The sequence below is a fragment of the Peribacillus sp. P4_C12 genome (assembly GCF_056402095.1).
The window spans coordinates 1-551 of sequence record NZ_JBFUIB010001196.1; the positions used below are offsets into that span (position 1 = coordinate 1).

Below are 551 nucleotides of genomic sequence, written 5' to 3' on the forward strand. Positions count from 1 at the left end.
GCTTTTTACACACTCTATGCACGTTCGTTATTGGAGTCCTTTTCATCCGTAATTGTTGTTGGTTGGGCTATGTTACTTGCCGGAATTGTGATGAATTTTGTTCATCCTATTTGGGCAATCGAAGCTATAAATTGGTCCGCTTCCATTTATATAGCGTTAGGGTTTACAATCCTCTTTGGCACAGCACTCGCTTTTTGGATGTTTATCAAAAGCTTAGAATACTTAACGGCGAAGGAAACGACTTTACTTGGCACAGTTGAGCCTTTAACAGCTGTTGTCAGTAGTATTCTTTGGCTGCAGTTACCATTTGGAACTTGGCAGATTGTTGGTGGATTCCTTATTTTAGTATTAGTTGTTTATCTATCTCTACAAAACAAGAAAAAATAGAAAAATCCCCTCCAAGTAATAGTGTAATATCCATGTATATACATGGATATTACACTGTCTACTTAAAGAGGATAATACCAACAAGGAGCCCTTATTTATGTCTACTCTATAGGGCTATTTCAAGTTCTGAAGAGACTTTCCATTCACATAATCAGTATCGTAAG

At 37.0% G+C, this 551-nt stretch carries 1 protein-coding gene; it reads left to right on the forward strand.

Annotation, left to right across the window (positions count from 1 at the left end):
• A partial coding sequence (locus tag AC1DUW_RS32100) for an EamA family transporter (RefSeq protein WP_477644618.1) occupies positions 1-387 on the forward strand: 387 nt, incomplete at its 5' end.
• Positions 388-551: the final 164 nt, after the last annotated feature.